We start from the raw sequence: 18531 nt of genomic DNA on the forward strand, positions 1-18531 counted from the left end.
TACTATACGAACCAAAATGGCTACCATATGAGCCATGATTCGAGACGCCCTGCCAACCGACGCCGCCGCCTGCGCCGCCGTCTACGCGCCCTACGTCACCGACACCGCCATCTCCTTCGAAACCGAACCACCCTCCACCACCGAAATGGCCCACCGCATCGCCCACGCCCACGCCTGGTTCGTCCTCGAAGACGACGGCCACATCGCCGGCTTCGCCTACGCCCACCCCTTCGCCCCACGCGCCGCCTACCGGTGGTCCTGCGAAACCAGCATCTACCTCGAACGCGGCCGCCACCGCACCGGCGCCGGCCGCGCCCTCTACGAAACGCTGTTCGAACGCCTGCGACACAAGGGCCTCTGCCGCGCCTTCGCCGGGATGACCCTCCCGAACGACGCCAGCGCCGGACTGCACCGCGCGCTCGGCTTCGAGCCCGCCGGCGTCTACCGCCGCGTCGGCTGGAAACTCGGCGCCTGGCACGACGTCGCCTGGGTCCAGAAGGACCTTCAAGCAACCGATGGTTGCGCATCGCCGCCGGCGCGGCTACCGTAACGAGCAACCAAACGTTGCACGAGGAGCCCCGATGGACCACGGAACACTCGAACGCGAAATCCACATCGACGCCACCCCCGAAGTCGTCTTCGACGTCGTCAGCAACCCCGAACACGTCCGCGACTGGTGGACCGACGAAGCCGAATACCCCGTCGAACCCGGGGGAGAAGGCCGCATCGGCTTCGGCGGCACCTGGGTCCGGTTCACCGTCGTCGACGCCGAACCCCCGAAACTCTTCTCCTTCCGCTGGACCCACGCCGAAGGGGAGACCGCCGCCCCCGGCAACTCGTTCCTCGTCGTCTTCGAACTCGAACCCACCGCGACCGGCACCCGCCTCCGGATGACCGAAACCGGCTTCCGCGAACGCGGCTGGGACGAAGCCAAGATCGCCGCCGAATACGCCGACCACGTCAGCGGCTGGGACCACTTCCTGCCCCGCATCCCCGCCTGCGCCACCAAGGCGGGAGCCCGCCGGTGACCACCGCCGTCGACGACGACCTCTGGTCCGCCATCGGCGACCCCACCCGCCGCCGCATGCTCGACCTGCTGCTCAGCCAAGGCGGGGGAACCGCGACCAGCCTCAGCGAACACCTCCCGGTCACCCGCCAAGCCGTCGCCAAGCACCTCGCCGTCCTCGACCGCGTCGGCCTCGTCCACGCCCAGCCCGAAGGACGCGAAAAGCAGTTCCGCGTCGACGAAACCCAGCTCGCCCGCGCCGCCGCCCAGCTCGCCGACGTCGGCAAAACCTGGGACGCGCGCCTCCAGCGCATCAAGCGCATCGCCGAAACCATCGAACGGAAGAAGAAGTAGAAATGGACATCCTGCACCGAATCGGCATCGAGAAGTCCTCACCCGAGCAGGTCTACGAAGCGCTCACCACGCTCGACGGCCTCTCCGGCTGGTGGACCGAGAAGACCGTGGGGGACACCGACCTCGGCGGCGTCATCGCCTTCCGGTTCATCCCAGGCGGCTTCGACATGAAGGTCATCGAACTCGACCCGGGCCGGCTCGTCCGCTGGGAGGTCGTCGACGGCCCGCCGGAGTGGATCGGCACGACGATCCGCTGGGACGTCGAGCAGCGCGTCGACCACACGATCGTCCTGTTCAAGCACGAAGGCTGGCGCGAGGCCGGCGAGTTCATGCACCACTGCAGCACGAAGTGGGCCATCTACCTGATGAGCCTCAAGCAGCTGCTGGAGACCGGGGAGGGCGCCCCGGCACCGCGGGACGTCATGATCAGCGACTGGCACTGACGTTACTTGACATAATGTACATTATCGGCACTTGGGGACACGCTGGCACGACGAGCCGGGAGGGGTGCCGAAGGCGGGAATCCCGGGAGACGCGTTCGGTTCGTCAGGACGGCTTCTCCTGAGGTTTCCGACCGAGCATCCTGCCGTCTCGAGCCACCAGGACCTCTGAAGACGCCTCCAGAAGGCCGCAGGAGCATCCCCTGGAGTCGTGCAGCCGATACGCTGCCACCCGACCTCAAAACGTCACGGTGACGAAACTGCGGTGACCGATCCGGCGTTGTCGCACACAGTTTGGCGACTGAGACGCAGCAGTCTCCCTGCCGGCCCGTCGGCTCGGGATGCCTCACCGTGACTCAGCCTCTCGAACATATGTGCGCGTCCCCGCCATGTGTACGGAGAGGCGATTCGGGGTCGGAATCGCCTCCGAGAGAGTCTCGGATCCCCCAGGGGGCCATTCCGGGCTAAACCGACATTTCATGCATAATTGCCATTATGCATGAAACCGGGAGAGTGACCCGGCGGCCGAAACTGTCGGTGGTGTGCGGTACAAGATCCACATGAAGGTTTCCGAGGCCCAGCAAGCCTTCTTCGCGGCCCGCCGGCCCCGCAAGGACTCTCCGCACACCACCGACGCCTACCGCCGCGACCTCGCCGGGATCACCACTCTCCTGGTTTCCGAGCTCGGCCGCCCGGCCGAGGACCTGGACGTCGCCGACCTGACCGGGCCGGCGCTGCGGGCGGTGTTCGGGGTGTTCGCCGACGGGCACGCGAAGAGCTCGGTGCTGCGCGCGTGGTCGACGTGGAACCAGTTCCTGACGTTCTGCGTGGCGGACGGGCTCCTGGAGGGCAATCCGATGGGTGCGGTGGCGCGGCCGCGGACGCCGGCGTTGACGCCGAAGCCGTTGCGGGGTGAGGAAACCCCGGAGCAGCTGCTGTCGGCGGCGGCCGCGGGGTCGCGGCGTGCGCGGGATCCGTGGCCGGAGCGGGACGTTCTGGTCATCGCGCTGGGGCTGGTGGCGGGGTTGCGGGCGGCGGAGATGCGGGCGTTGACGGCGCGGTCGCTGGTGGGGCGCGCGGGTGAGCTGCGGTTGCACGTGAAGGGGAAGGGCAGCCGGGATCGGTCGATCCCGGTGCAGCCGGTGCTGGCGGAGCTGATCGAGCGGTACCGGGAGTCGTGCCGGGTGCGGTTTCCGAGTGCGCGGTTCTCCCCCGGTTCGCCGTTGCTGCTGGATCGCTCGGGTGAGCCGATCGGGCGGGGTGCGCTGGAGTACCTGGTGAAGTCGTGTTACCGGGGTGCCGGGTTGCACGACCGGGTGCCGGTGGGGGCGAACCTGCACGCGTTGCGGCACACGTTCGCGACGCGGCTGGCGGAGGACGGGGCGACGGCGTCGGAGATCATGGCGTTGCTGGGGCACGCGAGTTTGGCGACGAGTCAGAACTACATCGAGGCGACGGGTCGTGAGCAGCGTGCGGCGGCGGCGAGCAACCGGACGTACCGGGCGCTGGACGGCTTGGGCTGAAGTCGGTCGTCAGCGGAGTTGTTCGAGGTCCTTGGCGGCGCGGGCGATCTCTTCGGCCAGTCCCCTCAGTTCCCGGGGGTCGGCGCCGTCGTCGGCGGCGGTGACGATGTCTTCGGCGGCGCACCTGAGCTGGAACAGGCGGTCCTGGAGGGCGGCGATCTCGGTGTCGGAGAGCACGACGGCGTCTTCGGGCAGGCCGCTTCGCTGCAAGGCCGTGCGGCGTTCGTAGGCGCGTTGGCGGCAGGACTGGCCGCAGTACCGGCGGCGGCGGCCGACGTTGCCGGCTTCGGGCAGGCGGCGGCCGCACCAGCCGCAGTGCTTCGGGGCGCCGCGGCGGGCGGGGGCGGGTTCGAGCTGGGTCAGTTCGGCGGCTTCCCTCACCCGGGAGACCCTAGCTGGCCACCGGTTGCTCATGCCGGGGTCATGGCGGAAGGGCACACTTGGGGGATGCAGGCGTCGTTTCCGTACCTGGCCGATCCGACCCCCCGTGCGTTCGCCCACCGGGGGTGGCACCTCGACGAGCTCGACGGGCTGGAGAATTCGCTGCCGGCGTTCCGGCGGGCGTGCGAAGAGGGGTACCGGTACCTGGAGACGGACGTGCACGCGACGGCGGACGGGGTGGTCGTGGTGCACCACGACCCGAACCTGGACCGGACGACGGACGGGTCGGGGCCGATCGCGGCGCAGACGTGGGCGCAGCTGAAGAACGTCAAGGTCGGGGGGAAGGCGCCGCTGTCGCGGTTGGAGGATGTGCTGGAGGAGCTGCCGGACGCGCGGTTCAACGTCGATGTGAAGGCCGATCGGGCGGTGGAGCCGTTCGTCGAGGTGCTGGAGCGGACGAGGGCGCACGACCGGGTGGCGGCGGCGGCGTTTTCGGACGCGCGGTTGGTGCGGTTGCGGAAGCTGGCGGGGCCGGAGCTGGTGACGGCGATGGGGCCGCGGTCGGCGTTCGCGTTGTGGGCGCGGGGGAAGCTGCCGCTGCTCCCCCTCGGGCGGCTGGTGCTGGGGGCGATGGCGCAGGTGCCGGTGCGCCAGGGTGCGTTGCGGGTGGTGGACAAGGCGTTCCTGTCGATCGCCGGGCGGTCGGGGATCGAGGTGCACACGTGGACGATCGACGATCCGGCGGAGATGCGGATGTTGCTGGACCTGGGGGTGCACGGGATCGTGACGGATCGGCCGGATCTGCTGCGCGAGGTGCTGATCGAGCGGGGTACGTGGCAGCGGTCGCAGGAGCCGTGATTCGTCAGCGGGGTGCTTTGCCGTTCCAGGCGGCGTCCCAGGTCTTGGGGCCGAGCAGGCCGCTGTCCTTGATGCCGTTGGCGCGTTGGAGGTCGAGGACGGCGGTGCGGGTCTTTTCGTAGTAACAGCCGGTGCCGGTGAAGCCGTAGCCGAAGGCGTTCATGCGCAGCTGGAAGGCTTTGAGCGGGGTGGCGCAGTCGCCGTATTGGTAGACGACGCCGGGCCAGGCGGGTTTGGGGCCGCCGGGTCCCGGGACCGGGGCGGGCAGTCCTCCCCCGCCGATGTAGGCGGCTTCGGCGTAGGTGGGGACGCGCTTGCTGCGGGCGTCGGCGTCGCCGGTGAGCTTGAGCATGCCGGCGCACTGCCAGGGTTGCCAGCCGCGCATGCGGTAGAGGTAGAGGGCGCGGTAGTCCTGTTCGGCGGGGGCGGCCTGGTCGGGGCGGCCGGTGCCGCCGACGCTGCGCCAGGTGGGCAGGTCGAACTGGTAGGCGCCGTAGTAGCCGTTGCCGGTGTTGGTGGCGTAGCGGTTGCTGGATTCGCACATGCGGAGCTTGGCCCAGGCGCTGGACGCGGGGTCCGCGGAGGCGGTGGCGGGGATGGTGAGCTGCAGACCCAGGGCGGTGAAGGCGAGGAGCAGGATTCTCGCGGTGGTACGTCTCCGGTTCTGGATCATGCGAGCACAGTAGGAGCGTGTCCCACTGACCACAAGAGACACACTGCGCGCCTCAGTCTCACATGAAACACCGTTCACTTCTGTTTGCGACACGCGGTGCGGGGCGGACCGTGCTTGCCCCGGAAGTGGCGGATGAGCTTGAAGCGACAAAGCGGACACGGTTTGGGCGGGTGGAGTCCTTCGCGTTGCGAAGCACCAGTAGTCTCCGCGCTGACCTGGAAGTTCTTGACCTCGAGGAGCCGTGGATGACGCTGGCCGGGACGCGCTCGACCAAGCGCGAGCGCTGGGGCTGGTATTTCTACGACTGGGCGAATTCGCCGTTCTATTCGTCGACGACGACGGTGTTCGGGGCGCTGTCGATGAGCGGGATCGCGGCGGCGGACGCGAAGACGAACTTCACCCTTAACGGGGACCGCCCGTGCGTCGATGCGGCGGGCAAGACCGACACGTTGCACAACTGCGACGTGTCGTTGTTCGGGCTGCACTTCCCCGCCGGGTCGGTGTGGGGCTACCTGCTGTCGGTGGCGACGGTGGTGCAGGTGCTGGTGCTGCCGATCGCGGGTGCGGTGGCCGATCGCAGCCACAACAAGCGGCGGATCCTGGGCGGGTTCGCGTTCCTGGGCGCGGCGGCCGCGGCGGCGATGTTCTTCCTCGCGGGGTCGGACTGGCAGCTGGGCGTGGTGTTGTTCGTCGTCGCGAACATCGGGTACGGCGGGTCGCTGGTCGTCTACTACTCGTTCCTGGTGGACATCGGCGGGCCGGACGAGCGGGACGACATCTCGGCGAATGGCTGGGCGTTCGGGTACCTCGGCGGCGGGCTGGCGCTGGCGTTGCAGCTGGGGTTCTACCTCGGGCACGACACGTTCGGCGTGAGCGAGGGCACGGCGGTGCAGATCTGCTTCCTGACCTCGGGCTTGTGGTGGGCGGCGTTCACGATCCCCGCGGTGCGGGCGCTCCCCCGGCGGCACACGCCGGTGGACGTCGTTCCGGGCAAGTCGGTGCTGCGGGCTGGGTTCGCGGAGCTGCGGCAGACGATCGTGTCGGCGAAGGCGTTCCCGTTGACGCTGGCGTTCCTGGGCAGCTACCTGGTCTTCACCGACGGCATCAACACAGTGGTGACGGTGTCGGCGCAGTACGGCAAGGACGAGCTGGGCTTCGGCAACAGCGTGCTGATCGTGACGATCCTGGTGATCCAGTTCGTGGCCTACCTGGGTGGGACGCTGCACGGGCTGGTGGCGCGGCGGATCGGGGCGAAGCGGACGATCCTGGGCAGCCTGGTGGTGTGGGTGGCGGTGCTGGCCGGGGCGTACTTCGTGCAGCCGAAGCAGATGGTGCAGTTCCTGGCGGTGGCGGTCGGGATCGGGCTGGTGCTGGGCGGGACGAACGCGTTGTCGCGGTCGTTGTTCAGCCAGATGATCCCGGCGGGTAAGGACGCGCAGTACTACTCGCTCTATGTCGTGGGCGAGCGCGGGACGTCGTGGCTGGGGCCGCTGGTGTTCGCCGGGGTCGGGCAGGCGACGGGGTCGTTCCGGCTGGCCATCGTGGCGCTGGTGGTCTTCTTCGCGGCGGGTTTGGTGCTGGTCTGGCTGGTGCCGGTGCGGCGGGCGATCGTGGCGGCGGGCAACACCCCGCCGGAGGTGCTGTAGGAGCCGATAGGGTCGGGCGTCGTGACCTTGTTGAACGACCGTCCAACCGGACCCGATCCCACCGACGCGCTGTCGTCGGTTCCCGCGGCCGGCTCGCGGCGCGGGACGCCGCCGGTGGGCAGGCTGAAGTTCTGCTACGGGCCGATGGACTGCGGGAAGTCGACCCTGGCGCTGCAGATCGACCACAACCACGCTCGTCAGGGCCGTCGTGGCCTGGTGCTGGTGCGCCACGACCGGTCGGGCGCGCCGCAGATCTCGAGCCGGATCGGGTTGAGCCGGCAGGCGGTGGAGGTCGGCGAGGACACCGACGTGCGGGAGCTGGTGCGGCAGGAGTGGGCGCGCGGGCAGCACGTGGACTACGTGGTGGTGGACGAGGCGCAGTTCCTCTCCCCCGGGCAGGTCGACCAGCTGGCGGAGCTGGCCGACGAGGTCGAGATCGACGTGTACTGCTTCGGCATCGCGACGGACTTCCGGAGCCGGTTGTTCCCGGGTGCCGCTCGTCTGTTCGAACTGGCGGACGAGCTGCAGCCGGTTCAGGTGGAGGTGCTGTGCTGGTGCGGGCTGCCCGGGCGGTTCAACGCGCGGGTGCTCGACGGCGAGGTTGTGCGTGAAGGTGACACCGTTGTGGTGGCAGATACCGAACAATCCGTAGTTGAATCTTCAGCTTTGGCCGGTTTTGAGGCCGAAAACGCTACTGTGCGTTATCAGGTATTGTGTCGCCGCCACTTTCGATCGGGTGACTTGGGGCCCGTTACTGGTCGTCACGGTCAGTTACGGTTGACCTGACGTGGGTGCCAGTAGCCCATCCGGGGGATATCAGCACTAAGAAGGCCGTATTGACGTCACGCCGGAGCGCGAAACGCCTCCTACTAGAGGAAGCTGATGCCGTTGGGTGACGCAGCTCATCGTGAGCAACGACATGGTGTCCCGGGAATCCTCGGGGCCCCCAAGTCGTTGCATAGGGTGAGCATCGCCCTGGCTCCACCCGGAGCTGACTGAAAGGACCCATCATGGCCGACCGTGTTCTTCGTGGAAGCCGGCTGGGAGCGGTCAGCTACGAGACCGACCGCAACCACGACCTCGCCCCACGCCGTACCGTGCGCTACGCCTGCCCGAAGAACCACGAGTTCGAGGTGCCGTTCTCCGACGACGCCGAGATCCCGACGGTCTGGGAATGCCGCCTGCACGGCAGTGAGTCGGAGATCGTGGATGGCGGGCAGCCCGAGCAGAAGAAGGTCAAGCCGCCGCGCACGCACTGGGACATGCTGCTCGAGCGGCGCACGATCCCCGAGCTCGAGGACCTGTTGAACGAACGTCTCGCCGAGCTGAAGGGCCGGCGGACCTCCCGGTCCGCGTAACGCCCTCATCGAGCGTCGGCCCGTAGCCACCGCTCCCACCACAACGGAAAGGCCCCCGCGACCTCCCCCCGCGGGGGCCTTTCGCATGCCCGGCGGACGTCACCGATGAGAAATCCGCCGCCGCGCCGTCAGTACTGCCGGCCCCTGGCACCGGTGGAAGGATCGATGACCATGACCGACGCGGCCCGGTTCGCGCTTCTCGTCGAGCCGCACCGGCGTGAACTGCAGGCGCACTGCTACCGGATGCTCGCGAACTTCGAGGACGCCCGGGACATGACGCAGGAGACGTTCCTGCGGGCGTGGCACAAGCGGGAGACGTTCAAGGGCCACGCGGCCCTGCGGACGTGGCTGTACCGCATCGCGACGAACGCCTGCCTCGACTTCCTGGACAAGCGCAAACCCGAGCTGCCGGGCTCCGGCGTCGAGCTGCCGTACCTGCAGCCCTACCCCGACCCGATGCTCCCCGAGGACTCGGCGGTGGCGCGGGAGACGATCGAGCTGGCGTTCGTCGTCGCCGTCCAGCACCTGCCGCCGCGGCAGCGGGCGGCGTTCATCCTGCGCGACGTCCTCGGCTGGCCGGCGTCGAGCGCCGCCGCAGCCCTCGAGCTGACCGTCGCCTCGGTGACCAGCGCACTGCAGCGGGCGCGCGTGACGATGCGCGAACAGCTGCCCGATCGCCGCCTCGACTGGCGCAGCCCCGCCACCCACGAGCTGTCGGACGACGAGCGCGGCGTGGTGAAGGCCTACATCGACGCCCATGAGCGCAACGACCTCGACGGGCTGGCGTCCTTGCTGCGCGACGACCTGCGCTTCGCGATGCTGCCCGACCCGGGCACCGTGACCACGACGGCCACGGACGCGGTGGACGGCTGGGTCTCCGGCGGGCTCTTCCGGCCCGGCCACGACGACTGGCGCGGGGTCCCCACGACGGTCAACCGCATGCCCGCCGCCGCGCTGTACCTGCGCGCCTCCGACGCCTCGGAGTACCGGCTGTTCGCCGTTGCGCTCCTGCACATCGCCGACGGGAAGATCGCCGAGCTCACCGGGTTCGACGCCGGCGGCAAACCGTGGCTCGGCCTGCCGCCGGCGCTGTGATCACCTCGTCTCGTACCGCGTCAGCACCGCACCGCCGGGGAACGTCCGGGTCTCCACCAGGTTCAGGTTCACCCAGCCGTCCAGCACCGTGAAGAACGGCGTGCCGCCGCCCACCAGGACCGGGTGGGTGACCAGCAGGTACTCGTCGACCAGCCCGGCCCGTACGGCGGCCGCGGCGAGCGTCGCGCCGCCGATGCTCATCGGGCCGCCGTCCCCGGCCTTGAGCCGGGTGATCTCGGCGACCGCGTCGCCGGTGACCAGGCGGGTGTTCCAGTCGACCTTGTCGAGCGTCGAGGAGAACACCACCTTCGGCGTGTCCCGCCAGTTCCGCGCGAAGTCGATCTGCGCCGGCGTGGCGTCCGGCTGCTGGTCGCCGGTCGGCCAGGAGGCGCTCATCGTCTCCCACAGCTTCCGCCCGTACAGCGACAGGGTGATCGCCCGCTCCCGGTCGAGCCACCACTCGAACAGCTCGTCGCTGCGCCCGTTGCTCCAGCCGATGTCGTCGCCGGTCGCGGCGATGTAGCCGTCCAGCGTGAGGTTCATGCCGAAGGTCAGTTTCCGCACTTGTGTCAGCCTCCTGTGGGTCGATCCCCACGTACAGACGGGCGCGGTGCGGAAACCTAATCGGTGTGGAACGGACCGCGCAGGGCGGCCCACTGGAGCAGCATGATCGTCTTCGCGTCGGCGATCTCGCCCGTCTCGATCATCTTCAGGGCGTCCTCGAAGCGCAGCTCCAGTACCTCGATGTCCTCCCCCTCGTCCGCGATGCCGCCGCCCTCGCCGCGGTCGGCCGGGTCGTAGGGCGCCGCGTAGCAGTGGAGGCGCTCGGTCACCGAGCCCGGGCTCGTGTACACGTCGAACACGTGCTCCAGGGAGCCGATCCGCACGCCCGTCTCCTCCTGCGCCTCCCGGCGGATCGCCGTCTCCGGGTCGTCGGCGTCCAGCAGGCCCGCCGCCGTCTCCAGGAACATGCCGTCGGGGTGGTCGTTGACGTACACCGGGTAGCGGAACTGGCGCGTCAGCAGCACCGTGCCGCCCGCGACGTCGTAGAGCAGCACCGTCGCGCCGTTGCCGCGGTCGTAGGTCTCGCGCTGCTCGGTCGTCCAGCGGCCGTCGCGGTGCCGGAAGTCGAACGTCGTGCGGCGCAGCACGTACCAGGCCGACGACAGCAGTTCCACGTCCCGCACCCGGACGCGCGGATTGCGGGACGGGGTTGTCGAAGAGGTCATGCCGCGACCATAATGTGCATGACTCGGCATAAACAAGGAGGATCGTGCATGTTGGTCGGGGAACGCCGTGACCTGCTGCTCGCCCGGCTCGCGGCGGACGGGAAGGTGCTGGCCAAAGACGTCGCGGCCGAACTGGGCGTCTCGGAGGACAGCATCCGCCGCGACCTGCGCGACCTGGCCGCCGCCGGGCTCTGCCAGCGCGTCTACGGCGGAGCGCTGCCTGTCTCCCCCGCCGTCGCCGACTACGCGAGCCGCACGGCCATCGCCGTCGACGGCAAGGACCGGGTCGCCCACGTCGCCGCCACGCTGGTCCGGCCCGGCTCGACCGCCATCCTCGACGGCGGCACGACCACCCTCGCCGTCGCGAACGCCCTGCCCAGAGACCTCGAAGCCACGGTCGTCACCCACAGCCCGACCGTCGCCGTCGCCCTGCTCGACCACCCGGGCATCGACGTCTTCCTGCTCGGCGGCCGCCTGTTCCGCCACTCCGCGGTCACCTGCGGCGCCGCCGCGGCCGAAGCCGCCCAGGCGATCAGCGCCGACGTCTTCCTCCTCGGCGTCACCGGCGTCCACCCCGACGCCGGCCTCACCACCGGCGACGCCGAGGAAGCCGCGATGAAACGCACCCTGGCCCGGCGCGCGGCCGACACGTTCGTCCTGGCCAGCGCCGAGAAGATCGGCGCCGCTTCGCGGTTCACGGTCCTGCCTCTCGCCGACGTCGCCGGCGTGATCACCGATGCCGAGAACGTGCAGGAACTTGCAGAGCGGGTGCCGATCCTGCCGGCGTGACCTCGACGAACCACTCCCGGCCCGCCACCACCGCGAACAGTGGCGCCGGCAGCCACACCAGCAGCCGCAGCACCGCCGCCAGCCGCCCGGTGCCGCGGACGTCGGACACGTGCGCCGCCAGCGCGGCCTGCTTGCGCCCGGCGAACCGCCGCACGTCGAACCGGTGGGTGACGGACGAGGCCGGGCTGTAGGCGCGCTCGAGCGCTTCGGTGTCGTAGTCGAACGGGATCCGCAGCGCCCGCAGAACCCGGACGAACCGCAGCGCGAAGTCCCGCGGCAGCGTGGCCTCCAGCAGCCGCGTCCCGGTCAGCCCGGCCGCGCGCCGGGCGACCTGGTGCACCTTGACGTGGTCGCGGTGCCCGTAGCCACCGTTGGCGTCGTAACCGAGCAGGAGGTCGGCGTGTTCTTCGTGCAGGATCGCGGCGAGCCGGTGCGCCGCCTCCTCGGTGTCGGCGCGCGCGAAGCGCTGCCGGCCGGGCGGATCCGCGTACAGCTCAGGTCCGTGCCCGCTGTCGGCGTACCCGAGGTGCACGACGCGCCGGACGCCGAGGATGGCCGCACTCGCCTCCAGCTCGGCCCACCGCGGCGTCGGGTGGTCCGCGGCCATGCCGTCGGTGGCCACGACGACCACCACCCGGTGCCCGTCGGCCGCCGCGCGGGCCAGGGTGCCGCCGCTGAGCAGCACGGGGTCGTCGGCGTGCGCGTGGAAGGCCACGATGGTCGTCATCGGCCCCATGATGGCCGAGAACGGGAGAAGACGGCATGAGTGACTGTTCGACGCCGAGGTGCGCCCGCACAACGAACGGTTCCGCACGGCCGCGGCGGTCAAGCCCGGCGAGGACGTCCAGGCTCAGCCGCGCTTGACCAGGCGGCGCAGCTGCTGCCAGCGGCGCTCCACGCCCCACGTGGCCACCCGCAGGAACGCCTCGCGGATGATCGAGCCGCTCATCTTCGACTCGCCGATCTCGCGCTCGGTGAAGGTGATCGGCACCTCGACGATCTCGAACCCGGCGTCGGCCGTCCGGATGGTCAGGTCGATCTGGAAGCAGTAGCCGTGCGAGTTGACCTCGTCCAGCGCCAGCTTCTCCAGCACCGGGCGGCGGTAGGCCCGGAAGCCCGCGGTGATGTCGCGGGTGCGCATGCCCAGCGCGATCTGCGAGTAGACGTTGGCCCCGCGCGAGAGGATCTGGCGGTTGAGCGGCCAGTTGACCACCGCGCCGCCCGGCACGTACCGCGACCCGATCGCCAGGTCGGCGTCGCCGACGGCGTCCAGCAGCCGCGGCAGGTCCTCCGGCGCGTGCGAGCCGTCGGCGTCCATCTCGACGATCGTGTTGTACTCCCGCGCCAGACCCCACCGGAACCCGGCGATGTAGGCGGCGCCCAGACCCGCCTTCTCCGTGCGGTGCAGCACGTGGACGTTCTCGTTCGCGGCCGCGCGCTCGTCGGCCAGCTCACCGGTGCCGTCCGGGCTGCCGTCGTCCACCACGAGCACGTGCACGTCCGGGAGTACCTTGTGCAGGCGGTCCAGGATCGGGCCGAGGTTCTCCCGCTCGTTGTACGTCGGGATCACCACCAGCACCGGCTCGATTTCCCGGGCCCCCCGCGGCGCCTGCGACATCCGTGCTCCTCCGATATCCGCGGCGGTCAGTCCGCCGCTTCCCCTGCCGTGCCGGCGCTGCCGCGCCGGGTGCGAAAACGGAGCACGAGCCCGCCGGCCACCCCGGCGATCGCCAGTGCCAGCAGCCCGTACTCCGTCCACGCACCGAGTCGATCCGACAGCGTAGTCTGCGTCCGCAACGGGACGCGCCCGACCAGGGAATCCGCGGTGAAAAGGCCCGTTGAGCTGGTAACCGTCCCGTCGGGGGCGACGATCGCGCTCACTCCTGAGACGGCGGACACCACGACCGCGCGGCCGTGCTCCACCGCCCGCAGCCGCGACATGGCCAGCTGCTGGACGCTCATCTCACTCTCGCCGTACCAGGCGTTGTTGGTCGGCACCACGAGCACCTCGGCGCCGTCGCGGACCGCATCGCGGCCCGGGTAGTCGAACGCGGCCTCGTAGCAGACGAACACCCCGACCTTCGTCCCGGCGACGGCCATCGCCTGGTTGGCACCGTCGCCCGGGACCATGTCGACGGTTTCGGAGTCGAGGAACGGCGTGACGAGCTCGGCGACCTTGCGGGCGGGCACGTACTCGCCGAAGGGCACCAGCTGCTGCTTCGCGTAGCGCTGCCCGGGCCCGGTGGCCGGGTCCCAGGCGATGACGGAGTTCTGCAGGTGGCCGTCCGGGAGCTCGTAGAGCGCGCCGATCAGGGCGGGCACGCCGAAGCTCGCCACCAGCTGGTCGACCTGCGGGTCGGGTCCGGTGACGGTCGTCGCGCTCTCCGGCCACAGCAGCAGGTCCGGCTTCGGGACCTTCCCGGCGCGGATGGCGTCGAGCAGCCGTTGGCTCTCGGCGATGGTGTTGCGGCGCAGCAGCACGCGTTCACCCTGCAGCGCCAGGCCGATGTCCGGGGCGTTGCCCTGCACGGTCGCGATGGTCCGCTCGCCGTCCTGCGCGTCGGTCCCGATCGCCGGCCACAGCGCCAGGCCGGCCACCAGGGGCAGCAGCGTGCCGACGGCGGCGAAGACGGCCGGGCAGGTGAGCTTGCGCGTCTCCCACAGCCGGGCGGCGAGCGCGGCGAGGCAGAAGCCGCTCAGCACGACGGCCAGGCCGACCAGGGGCGCGCCGCCGATCGAGGCCAGGGGCAGGAACGCGCCCTCGGGCTGGCTGAACGCAACCCGGCCCCACGGGAACCCGCCGAACGGGAACCACGCACGCGGGGTCTCCAGCGCGATGAAGATCAGCGCGCCCCACAGCGGCGCGAGCGGCAGGCGCGAGACCCACGTGATGAGGCCGCCCGCGAGGCCGTAGTAGAGCGCCAGCGCGAACGACAGGCCCAGCCACGGCCACGGCCCGAAGTCGGGGCCCAGGAAGTCCAGCAGCCACGTCAGCAGCGGCAGGAAGAACACGAACCCGAACGCGAAGCCGTAGCCGAACGCGCCGCGGAACGTCCGGCCGCGCAGCACGAGCGCGAACCCGGCGAACGCCAGCGGGGCGAGCCACCACAGCGGGCGCGGGGCGAAGCTCAGGTAGTAGGCGAAACCGGACACCAGCGCCGCTGCCAGGCGCAGCAGCCAGGCGCGCGGGAACCGCCGGGTTCGCGAGGGTTGGTGCGGGGCGCCCGGTTCGGGGTCGGCCACGGTGACTGCCACGGGTGCCAACTCTAGGAGATCGCGTCGTGGAGGACCGCACCCGCGCGGACCGTGCGCAGGCAGCGCGGGAGGAAGGCGTCCGGTTCGAGCCGAGGCAGGGGCGGCACACCGGCGCGCGGGTCGGTGGACCAGCGCTGCACGCGGCTGTCCGGCGTCGCGACGACGAGGTCGGTCGCGTCCCAGATCGCGTAGTGCGCCGGGGCGCCCGGGACGAGGCTGCCGGTGACGCCGTCGTTGACGCCCGCCGCGCGGTGCCCGGCGCGGGTGTGGGCGGTGAACGCCGCGCGCGGGGACAGGCCCGCGCCCGGGGTCCGGTGGTAGGCGGCCGCGCGGACGCTCGCCCAGGGGTCCAGCGGCGTGACAGGCGCATCCGAGCCGAAGGCCAGCAGGACCCCTTCGGCGGCCAGCGTGGCGAACGGGTTGAGCCCGGCCGCGCGGTCCACGCCGAGCCGGTCGGCGTACATCCCTTCCGCGCCGCCCCAGAGCGCGTCGAACAGCGGCTGCACCGAGGCGACGACGCCCCAGCCGGCCAGCTGCTTCGCCTGCTCCCCGGTGACCATCTCCAGGTGCTCGAGGCGGTGGTGCCGGGCCGCGAGGGCGCGCTGCCCGACCTCCTTCTCGGCGAGCCGGAAGCCTTCGACGACCTCCGCGACGGCGGCGTCGCCGATGACGTGGAAGCCGGCCTGCAGCCCGGCTTCGGTGCAGGCGGCCAGGTGCTCGCCGATGCGGTGCGCGTCGAGGTAGAGCGTCCCCTCGCTCGCGTGGTCGGCGTAGGGCTGCGTCAGGGCGGCGGTGTGGGAGCCCAGGGCGCCGTCGACGAACAGGTCGCCGGCCAGACCGCGGGCGCCGAGCGTCTTGGCGGTGTCCACCGCGCCGAGTTCGCCCCAGTAGCCGACGACCTCGGGGGTGGCCGGGCCGGCGAGCGCGAGCAGGGCGGCGAGGTCGTCGCGGCCGGAGATGTCGGGGCCGGCGCATTCGTGGACGCTGACGATGCCCTGCTTCGCGGCTTCGGCGAGGAAGGCCCGCTGGGCGCGGTCACGCTGCTCCGGGGTGATGGCGGCGCGCACGGCCGCGCGGACGGCGTGGTGGGCGGCGCGGGTCAGCGGGCCGCCGGGCGACCAGCCGTCGGCGGTGCGGGCGGCCGGGGCCAGCTCGACCAGCGCCGTGGAGACCAGCGCGGAGTGGACGTCGACGCGGCTGAGGTAGACGGGCGTGCCGGCGGCGGCGGCGTCGAGCTCGGCACGGCTGGGCAGCCGCGGGTCGGTCCAGGCGCTCTCGTCCCAGCCGTGGGCGAGCAGGACCTGGCCGGGGACGACCGCGTCGCGCACGCGGACCAGCAGCTCGGCGCCGCTGCGCACGCCGGTGAGGTCGAGGCCGGTCAGGTGCAGGCCGGTGGCGGTGGCGTGGACGTGCGCGTCGACGAAGGCGGGGGCGACGAAGGCGCCGTCGAGGTCGACGATCTCGGCGTCGGGGTGCAGGGCGCGGGCCGGGGCGTCCTGGCCGACCCAGACCACGGTGCCGCCGGTGACCGCCATGGCCGTGGCGTCCGGGCCGGCGGGGGTGTAGACGCGCCCGCCGAGCAGGAGCGTCGTGTGTTCGTCCGTCACACCCCTGAGTCTGCCCCGCCGGTCGGGGCTTCCTCCACCTGGGGGAAGCCACCCCAGCATGCAGGAAGATTTACGTCGTGAGAGCGTTGTGGCAGGATATTTTAACGCGTTCCCGACGACTAGGAGTACAAGTGACTGCGATCCAGGAACCTGTGACGCCTGCCGCCGCCTTTGACCAGCCCTACGAGTACGCCCGCGCCGAGCTGGTGGAACCCGACTGGCGCCGCTTCCCCGGCTGGCACGACGTGACCGAGGCCGAGTGGCGCGACGCGCAGTGGCAGCGCGTGCACTGCGTCCGCAACGTCAAGCAGCTGCGCGCCCTGATGGGCGACCTGCTGGAGGAGCGCTTCTACGACGACCTGCTCGCCGACCAGCGCGAACTGGCGACGATGTCGATGCTGCTGCCGCCGCAGATGCTCAACACGATGGCGCCCACGGCGGGCACCGACCCGGCGAAGGTGACCGAGGCGTTCTACGCCGACCCGATCCGCCGCTACATGCTCCCGGTGAAGAGCGACCGCGACGCGACGTGGCCGAGCCACCCGCACTCGGAGCGGGATTCGCTGCACGAGGCCGAGATGTGGGTCGTGGAGGGCCTGACCCACCGCTACCCGACCAAGGTGCTGGCCGAGATGATCTCGACGTGCCCGCAGTACTGCGGCCACTGCACCCGGATGGACCTGGTCGGCAACTCCACGGAGACGGTGGAGAAGCACAAGCTGACGCTCAAGCCGGTCGACCGCCAGGACGCGATGATCGCGTACCTGAAGAAGACCCCGGGCGTGCGCGACGTGGTGGTTTCCGGCGGCGACGTCGCGAACGTCCCGTGGCCGCAGCTGGAGTCGTTCCTGATGCGGCTGATGGACATCGACACCGTCCGCGACATCCGCCTGGCGACCAAGGCTCTGGCGGCGCTGCCGCAGCACTGGATCCAGCCGAAGGTCGTCGAAGGCCTCGAGCGCGTCGCGGTGACCGCCCAGCGACGTGGTGTCAACCTGGCGATCCACACCCACGTCAACCACGCGCAGTCGGTGACGCCCCTGGTGGCCGAAGCCGCTCAGACGGCGCTCAACGTGGGCGTCCGCGACGTCCGCAACCAGGGCGTGCTGATGCGCGGGGTGAACGCGACCCCGGGGCAGCTGCTGGACCTGTGCTTCGCGCTGCAGGGCGAAGCGAACATCCTGCCGTACTACTTCTACATGTGCGACATGATCCCGAACGCGGAGCACTGGCGCGTTTCGGTGTGGGAGGCGCAGGAACTCCAGCACGCGATCATGGGGTACCTACCGGGGTACGCGACGCCGCGGATCGTCTGTGACGTGCCGTATGTCGGGAAGCGGTGGGTGCACCAGCTGGCCGAGTACGACCGGGAGCTGGGGATTTCGTACTGGACGAAGAACTACCGGACCGGGATCGAGCACTCCGACCCCGAAGCCCTGCAGCGGCACTACCCCTACTACGACCCGATCTCCACCCTGCCCGAAGCCGGCCGAAACTGGTGGAAGACCCAGCCCCGACCTTGACGAGGTAGCTGAATGACGGCGGTCCGCCCCGGCAGTTCGAGCCGGGGCGGACCCGGTGTCGACCGATTCCGGCCGGCCACCGTCGGCGCGAACCCCGGTCGTCAGCGCAGCGACGGCAATCCGGCGGCCAAGGCGGCGAGCGCGCGCTTCAGCGTCGGGACGAGAGGCACGCACGCCGCGGCGAGGTCCGGGTTCTGGGCGTACACCTCGAGCAGCGTCGGCGGCGGGTTCGCGGCCGGGTAGAGCATCCCGGCCAAGCCGCTGGCCACCGCGACCAGCTCGAATCCTTCGCGTTCGGTCAGGTCCGGGCGCGCCCGGACGACCGCCGCGCCGAGTTCGGCGACGGTGCCCAGCACCACCCGCTTGAAGTCGCGGGCGGCCTCGACCGAGACGTTGTGCTCCAGCGACGTCGCCGTGTGGCCCAGCAGGTCGCAGAACAACGTCCGTTCGGCGAGCGTCTCGGCCAGCACGTCGACGACGTCGTCCCCGGCCGTGAGCCGACGGGCGACCTCGTCCGCCCAGTCGCGCCAGCACGCGGCGGCCAGCTCGAGGTAGATCTCCTCGCGGGTGCCGAAGTAGCGGGTGACGTTGGACTTGGCCAGCCCCACGGCCGTGGCCACGCTGCCCAGGCTCACGTTCCGCACGCCGGATTCGAGCGCGAGTTCCCGCGCCGCCGCGAGGATGGCCGCGCGCCGCTGCTCCTTCTGCTCCGGCCGCCTGGCCCGCATGAACATCGACTGAGACATATCTCAGCCATCATACGGTCCACTTAACAGAACAACGATCTCTTGTTA

The 18531-nt window shown here is 70.7% G+C and carries 21 protein-coding genes; 12 read left to right on the forward strand and 9 right to left on the reverse strand.

The annotated features are described in order from the left end of the window. Window positions 1-34: 34 nt before the first annotated feature. The 5 genes from ACERZO_RS14295 (at window position 35) to ACERZO_RS14315 (ending at window position 3323) form a co-directional block, all read left to right on the forward strand. Complete coding sequence (locus ACERZO_RS14295; protein ID WP_372665110.1) at window positions 35-550, forward strand: GNAT family N-acetyltransferase; 516 nt, start codon at window positions 35-37, stop codon at window positions 548-550. Window positions 551-581: 31 nt separating this feature from the next. After that, window positions 582-1028: an SRPBCC domain-containing protein gene (locus ACERZO_RS14300; RefSeq protein ID WP_372665111.1), complete on the forward strand. Its 447-nt coding sequence runs from the start codon at window positions 582-584 to the stop codon at window positions 1026-1028. Next, window positions 1025-1360 (forward strand): ArsR/SmtB family transcription factor, encoded by a 336-nt coding sequence (locus tag ACERZO_RS14305; RefSeq protein ID WP_372665112.1) that lies wholly within the window; start codon window positions 1025-1027, stop codon window positions 1358-1360. The genes ACERZO_RS14300 and ACERZO_RS14305 overlap by 4 nt, the downstream gene beginning before the upstream one ends. A 2-nt stretch (window positions 1361-1362) precedes the next feature. Continuing rightward, window positions 1363-1803 carry an SRPBCC family protein gene (locus ACERZO_RS14310; protein ID WP_372665113.1) on the forward strand — a complete coding sequence of 147 codons (441 nt, stop codon included), beginning with the start codon at window positions 1363-1365 and terminating at the stop codon, window positions 1801-1803. Window positions 1804-2342: 539 nt separating this feature from the next. Beyond that, window positions 2343-3323: a tyrosine-type recombinase/integrase gene (locus ACERZO_RS14315; RefSeq protein WP_372665114.1), complete on the forward strand. Its 981-nt coding sequence runs from the start codon at window positions 2343-2345 to the stop codon at window positions 3321-3323. Window positions 3324-3332: 9 nt separating this feature from the next. On the opposite strand, the gene ACERZO_RS14320 is transcribed toward ACERZO_RS14315, so the two are convergent. Beyond that, the gene (locus ACERZO_RS14320) at window positions 3333-3704 is read right to left on the reverse strand and encodes a hypothetical protein (RefSeq protein WP_372665115.1); all 372 of its coding nucleotides are present in this window, start codon (window positions 3702-3704) and stop codon (window positions 3333-3335) included. A 66-nt stretch (window positions 3705-3770) separates the two neighbouring features. Here ACERZO_RS14320 and ACERZO_RS14325 point away from each other — a divergent pair, with 66 nt between their 5' ends. Further along, window positions 3771-4562: a glycerophosphodiester phosphodiesterase gene (locus tag ACERZO_RS14325; protein WP_372665116.1), complete on the forward strand. Its 792-nt coding sequence runs from the start codon at window positions 3771-3773 to the stop codon at window positions 4560-4562. A 4-nt stretch (window positions 4563-4566) separates the two neighbouring features. On the opposite strand, the gene ACERZO_RS14330 is transcribed toward ACERZO_RS14325, so the two are convergent. After that, a complete protein-coding gene (locus ACERZO_RS14330) occupies window positions 4567-5235 on the reverse strand; it encodes a transglycosylase family protein (RefSeq protein WP_372665117.1) in 669 nt (222 codons plus the stop codon). 245 nt (window positions 5236-5480) lie between these two features. Here ACERZO_RS14330 and ACERZO_RS14335 point away from each other — a divergent pair, with 245 nt between their 5' ends. From ACERZO_RS14335 to ACERZO_RS14350, 4 genes are all read left to right on the forward strand, one after another. Further along, window positions 5481-6881: an MFS transporter gene (locus ACERZO_RS14335; RefSeq protein ID WP_372665118.1), complete on the forward strand. Its 1401-nt coding sequence runs from the start codon at window positions 5481-5483 to the stop codon at window positions 6879-6881. A gap of 21 nt (window positions 6882-6902) precedes the next feature. Continuing rightward, window positions 6903-7667 carry a thymidine kinase gene (locus tag ACERZO_RS14340; RefSeq protein WP_372665119.1) on the forward strand — a complete coding sequence of 255 codons (765 nt, stop codon included), beginning with the start codon at window positions 6903-6905 and terminating at the stop codon, window positions 7665-7667. Window positions 7668-7891: 224 nt separating this feature from the next. After that, the gene (locus ACERZO_RS14345) at window positions 7892-8239 is read left to right on the forward strand and encodes an RNA polymerase-binding protein RbpA (RefSeq protein WP_003081521.1); all 348 of its coding nucleotides are present in this window, start codon (window positions 7892-7894) and stop codon (window positions 8237-8239) included. 171 nt (window positions 8240-8410) lie between these two features. Then, on the forward strand, window positions 8411-9334 hold the full coding sequence (locus ACERZO_RS14350) for an RNA polymerase subunit sigma-70 (protein WP_372665120.1): 924 nt from the start codon (window positions 8411-8413) through the stop codon (window positions 9332-9334). Here ACERZO_RS14350 and ACERZO_RS14355 read toward each other — a convergent pair whose 3' ends face one another. Both ACERZO_RS14355 and ACERZO_RS14360 read right to left on the reverse strand, forming a co-directional pair. Next, the gene (locus ACERZO_RS14355) at window positions 9335-9898 is read right to left on the reverse strand and encodes a dihydrofolate reductase family protein (protein WP_372665121.1); all 564 of its coding nucleotides are present in this window, start codon (window positions 9896-9898) and stop codon (window positions 9335-9337) included. A 56-nt stretch (window positions 9899-9954) separates the two neighbouring features. Continuing rightward, window positions 9955-10563 carry an NUDIX domain-containing protein gene (locus ACERZO_RS14360; RefSeq protein ID WP_372665122.1) on the reverse strand — a complete coding sequence of 203 codons (609 nt, stop codon included), beginning with the start codon at window positions 10561-10563 and terminating at the stop codon, window positions 9955-9957. Between the two features lie 48 nt (window positions 10564-10611). On the opposite strand from ACERZO_RS14360, the gene ACERZO_RS14365 reads away from it, so the two are divergent. After that, the gene (locus tag ACERZO_RS14365) at window positions 10612-11352 is read left to right on the forward strand and encodes a DeoR/GlpR family DNA-binding transcription regulator (protein WP_372665123.1); all 741 of its coding nucleotides are present in this window, start codon (window positions 10612-10614) and stop codon (window positions 11350-11352) included. Here the strand turns inward: ACERZO_RS14365 and ACERZO_RS14370 are convergent. The 4 genes from ACERZO_RS14370 to ACERZO_RS14385 form a co-directional block, all read right to left on the reverse strand. Beyond that, on the reverse strand, window positions 11294-12079 hold the full coding sequence (locus ACERZO_RS14370) for a PIG-L deacetylase family protein (protein ID WP_372665124.1): 786 nt from the start codon (window positions 12077-12079) through the stop codon (window positions 11294-11296). The genes ACERZO_RS14365 and ACERZO_RS14370 overlap by 59 nt on opposite strands. Before the next feature lie 123 nt (window positions 12080-12202). Beyond that, window positions 12203-12970 carry a polyprenol monophosphomannose synthase gene (locus tag ACERZO_RS14375; RefSeq protein ID WP_372665125.1) on the reverse strand — a complete coding sequence of 256 codons (768 nt, stop codon included), beginning with the start codon at window positions 12968-12970 and terminating at the stop codon, window positions 12203-12205. Window positions 12971-12996: 26 nt separating this feature from the next. Then, window positions 12997-14607 (reverse strand): apolipoprotein N-acyltransferase, encoded by a 1611-nt coding sequence (gene lnt, locus ACERZO_RS14380; protein WP_372665126.1) that lies wholly within the window; start codon window positions 14605-14607, stop codon window positions 12997-12999. Window positions 14608-14618: 11 nt separating this feature from the next. Next, window positions 14619-16214 carry an amidohydrolase gene (locus tag ACERZO_RS14385; protein ID WP_372665127.1) on the reverse strand — a complete coding sequence of 532 codons (1596 nt, stop codon included), beginning with the start codon at window positions 16212-16214 and terminating at the stop codon, window positions 14619-14621. Between the two features lie 131 nt (window positions 16215-16345). Between ACERZO_RS14385 and ACERZO_RS14390 the strand changes: the two genes are divergently transcribed. Beyond that, window positions 16346-17737: a KamA family radical SAM protein gene (locus tag ACERZO_RS14390; RefSeq protein ID WP_372665128.1), complete on the forward strand. Its 1392-nt coding sequence runs from the start codon at window positions 16346-16348 to the stop codon at window positions 17735-17737. A gap of 101 nt (window positions 17738-17838) precedes the next feature. On the opposite strand, the gene ACERZO_RS14395 is transcribed toward ACERZO_RS14390, so the two are convergent. Then, a complete protein-coding gene (locus ACERZO_RS14395) occupies window positions 17839-18483 on the reverse strand; it encodes a TetR family transcriptional regulator (protein WP_372665129.1) in 645 nt (214 codons plus the stop codon). Between the last annotated feature and the right edge of the window lie 48 nt (window positions 18484-18531).

It is taken from the genome of Amycolatopsis kentuckyensis (assembly GCF_041679295.1).
Classification (GTDB): Bacteria; Actinomycetota; Actinomycetes; order Mycobacteriales; family Pseudonocardiaceae; genus Amycolatopsis; species Amycolatopsis kentuckyensis_A.